The sequence below is a fragment of the Helicobacter didelphidarum genome (genome assembly GCF_003364195.1).
In the GTDB taxonomy this organism is placed as follows: domain Bacteria; phylum Campylobacterota; class Campylobacteria; order Campylobacterales; family Helicobacteraceae; genus Helicobacter_A; species Helicobacter_A didelphidarum.
Window position 1 is genome coordinate 1 of the sequence record NZ_NXLQ01000074.1, and the last position, 3,188, is coordinate 3,188.

5 protein-coding genes and 1 pseudogene are annotated in these 3,188 nt (G+C 30.3%); all 6 read right to left on the bottom strand.

The window, feature by feature from the left end:
* On the bottom strand, positions 1-613 hold a 613-nt coding region (locus tag CQA53_RS10565; protein WP_245945897.1), incomplete at its 3' end, for a hypothetical protein.
* Positions 614-621: 8 nt separating this feature from the next.
* A complete protein-coding gene (locus CQA53_RS12590) occupies positions 622-1,254 on the bottom strand; it encodes a hypothetical protein (protein WP_181882454.1) in 633 nt (210 codons plus the stop codon).
* Positions 1,255-1,354: 100 nt separating this feature from the next.
* A complete protein-coding gene (locus tag CQA53_RS10575; RefSeq protein WP_115543922.1) occupies positions 1,355-1,873 on the bottom strand; it encodes a hypothetical protein in 519 nt (172 codons plus the stop codon).
* 3 nt (positions 1,874-1,876) lie between these two features.
* Positions 1,877-2,356: a hypothetical protein gene (locus CQA53_RS10580; RefSeq protein ID WP_115543923.1), complete on the bottom strand. Its 480-nt coding sequence runs from the start codon at positions 2,354-2,356 to the stop codon at positions 1,877-1,879.
* Positions 2,353-2,871 (bottom strand): hypothetical protein, encoded by a 519-nt coding sequence (locus CQA53_RS10585; RefSeq protein ID WP_115543924.1) that lies wholly within the window; start codon positions 2,869-2,871, stop codon positions 2,353-2,355. The genes CQA53_RS10580 and CQA53_RS10585 overlap by 4 nt, the downstream gene beginning before the upstream one ends.
* Positions 2,868-3,188 (bottom strand): annotated as a pseudogene (locus CQA53_RS10590) (hypothetical protein); the annotation flags it as partial. The pseudogene CQA53_RS10590 and the gene CQA53_RS10585, both read right to left, overlap by 4 nt.

The window sequence follows — 3,188 nt, forward strand, 5'->3', positions numbered from 1 at the left end:
GTGATGATGTATCATAGATTCTAGGTTTAATCTTTGTCTCTACAAAGTGTATCAAATCAAAATATTGCTCTGGGATTTGGTTTGTCCCAAGTAAGAAATCTTCATAGAAATCTTTTAGCATTGCTTTTATTTTATCACTACCCATCTCTGTGCCACGAAAGGCTAAGATATAATTGATATATCCATATTCAGCAGTATAGCTTATCTCTTTAGATTCTGTATTCTTTTGTTTGCGTTTTTCTCCAAAGAGAGTAGCAGAGAAGCCTGAATCTGTATTGGGTTGATGAAGTAATAAATCATATCTTTCAAAGAATCTTTTAGCTTGAAGTGGGGAGAAGTCGCCATCAAATAATTTATCATCAAGCAAACCATTTTTAGGTTTGCCATTATCATCAAGGTAGTATTTATAGGTAATGTCTAGTATGTCTGCGTGGGTGGGGTCGCGTTTTTCTTCTCCAAGATATTCTAGTAGCTTTGGAAAATAATCTCGTCTCTCTTTATCTTTATCATTATGTTTATAGGTTTTATCTGCTAGATGAAAGTATCCGTATGAAGCCCAAGCAAGTTCAGCATAGTCTCTAAGCTTTTTAATTATTTCTTTGTTGTTTGTCATCTTATCTCCTAATCGTGAAATTTTCTATATTTTGTTTGTGGAAAGCAATATTGTTTTTTTAAAGAAATGTTAAAATCCCCGCTAGTAGCAAAATCCCATGCCATACCATCAACTAGATATGTCTGTCTTACTAAATCCAATGCTATCTCATCTATACTTTCTCTATTTGCTTGCCCTTTAAACCAAATCTCTATTGTATCATCTTCAAACTTATGTTGTTGAATAGGGGCATAATAAGAATATAATGGTGTATTTTGGGCATAGAAGTCCTTATCTCTAAAATTGATATAATAAAATTCTAATGTAGATTGTGTGAGAGGTTTTTTCTTCCCTATCTTTTCCCAATCTAATGTATCTAAACTTAATCCATAATACCCTAGAATCTTATTATATTTTTCTTCATTATTTGGTAATTCATTAAGCTTACACATCTTTTTAAATTTATAATAGCTTGGTTGAAAATAATATGGAATATTAAAGATATAAAAACTTGATAGTATTGCAATGCTTCCAATAAATACTAAAAACTTAGAGATTTTCTTTTGTGATTTAAATGCTTTTCTATATATGAGCCACCATATAAAATATGAGAGAGTAAGAGGGATAATAATATTCCATAATATCACTAAAAATAATACCATAAACATATCCTTTGAGATTTTGCTAAATGAAAATACCCATACGCTGCCCAAGCTAATTCTGCATAGTCTTTTAGTTTCTTAATTTGTTCTTTGTTGCACATTATTTTCTCCTTTTATCCAAATTTCCGCACATTAAAAAATTATTCCATTCAATCCTAAAATCCATATTACCCTCATTGCCTAGTGTTGTGGGTCTCCAATTATACCATACTAAGTCTCCTGTATCAATTTTGATAATATTCCAATTTAAATCACTATAAATATTTAACTGAGCATTTTCTATTCGTGTTAAAAAATGTGGATATGGGATACGAGAGATATAGATATTATTCTCCAACTTAGCAAACTTTTTAATTTTTTGGTCATCTACATTAAAAATTTGCATTATAGGTTTTATTCTTTGTGTTTGCTCCATATGTTGATTATGAAGTTGAAATGTAGCCTCACATATCTCCTTAAACTTCCAATAGCTTGGTTGTAGCTCATAAGGAGTATAATAAAGCGGGATTCCTATAAGATAGATAATCCAAATAAAGAATAAGAATTTAAATTTTTTTAGAATCTTTTTTATCTTAATGAGATACTTTTTTCTTTTAAGCCGTGTTTCTATTGTTGTCATTATTTATTCCCATATGTAGTAATCATTGATTAAGTCCTTGATTTGCTCTAGTTTAAATTCAGTGCCACGAAAAGAGAGGATATAATTCATATATCCATATTCACTTGTATAGCTTATCTCTTTAGATTCTATATTCTTTTGTTTGCGTTTTTCACCAAAGAGGGTAGCAGAGAAGCCTGAATCTGTATTTTCTTGGTGTGTGATAAGTTCATATCTTTCAAAGAATCTTTTAGCTTGCTCTTTGCCAAAGTCGCCATCGAGTTTGCCGATAGTTTCTTCTCTTTGTTCATTTCCAATATGTGTAGTTTTTGCAACTTTAAATTTTTTGTAAGTAATATCTAAAATATCGGTTTTGATTATTTCTCTTTGTGTGTCATCACTTTCACTATGAAATTTTTTACCAACTAAATGAAAATATCCATAAGCTGCCCAAGCTAACTCTGCATAATCCCTAAGCTTTTTAATCTGTTCTCTATTTTTCATCTTGCTCCCTCACAAATAAATTTATCGTCCTTAAAACAATCTGGCATATTCCTTTTAAGAATATTACCACAAGATACTATATCCCAATCTAAACTAAAATCCATATTACCCTCATTGCCAAATAATATAAGCCTGCCATTATGCCAAGTTGCATTTAGACTAATAGATTTTATATTTGCCTTATTATAATTATTCTTTTCTTTAAAAAGTATTGTTGCATATATTGTTGAAATTCGATATTTATCTTTTCCATATATTCTTTTATTGCCATCTTTATCGGTTTTAAGTTGATTTAAATCTAAAGTATCTAAATTTAGATTGAAATATCCCAAGGCTTTATTATAATATGTTATTTGATCATCTGGCTGCAAACTTAACTCACATATTTCCTTAAACTTCCAATAGCTTGGTTGTAATTCATAAGGAGTATAATAAAGCGGGATTCCAAGTAGATAAATTCCAAATAATACAATAAGAGTTAGAATAATCTTTTTAGGTATAAGAAACTTTTTCATTGTATAGCTTCCTTAAGCTCTGTGCCTCTAAAGGCTAAGATATAATTGATATATCCATATTCAGCAGTATAACTTATCTCTTTAGATTCTATATTCTTTTGTTTGCGTTTTTCTCCAAATAATGTGGCGGAGAAGCCTGAATCTGTATTAGGGCAATGTTCTAATAAATCATATCTTTCAAAGAAGCGTTTGGCTTGGAGTGGGGAGAAGTCGCCATCAAATAACTTATCATCAAGCAAACCATTTTTAGGTTTGCCATTATCATCAAGATAGTATTTATAGGTAATGTCGAGTATGTCTGCAGGGGTGATGATAGC

Bases quoted from the DNA above. Each gene is read 5' to 3' on its own strand.
- CQA53_RS12590 (WP_181882454.1), bottom strand. From the start codon at position 1,254: ATGGTATTATTTTTAGTGATATTATGGAATATTATTATCCCTCTTACT.
- CQA53_RS10575 (WP_115543922.1), bottom strand. From the start codon at position 1,873: ATGACAACAATAGAAACACGGCTTAAAAGAAAAAAGTATCTCATTAAG.
- CQA53_RS10580 (WP_115543923.1), bottom strand. From the start codon at position 2,356: ATGAAAAATAGAGAACAGATTAAAAAGCTTAGGGATTATGCAGAGTTA.
- CQA53_RS10585 (WP_115543924.1), bottom strand. From the start codon at position 2,871: ATGAAAAAGTTTCTTATACCTAAAAAGATTATTCTAACTCTTATTGTA.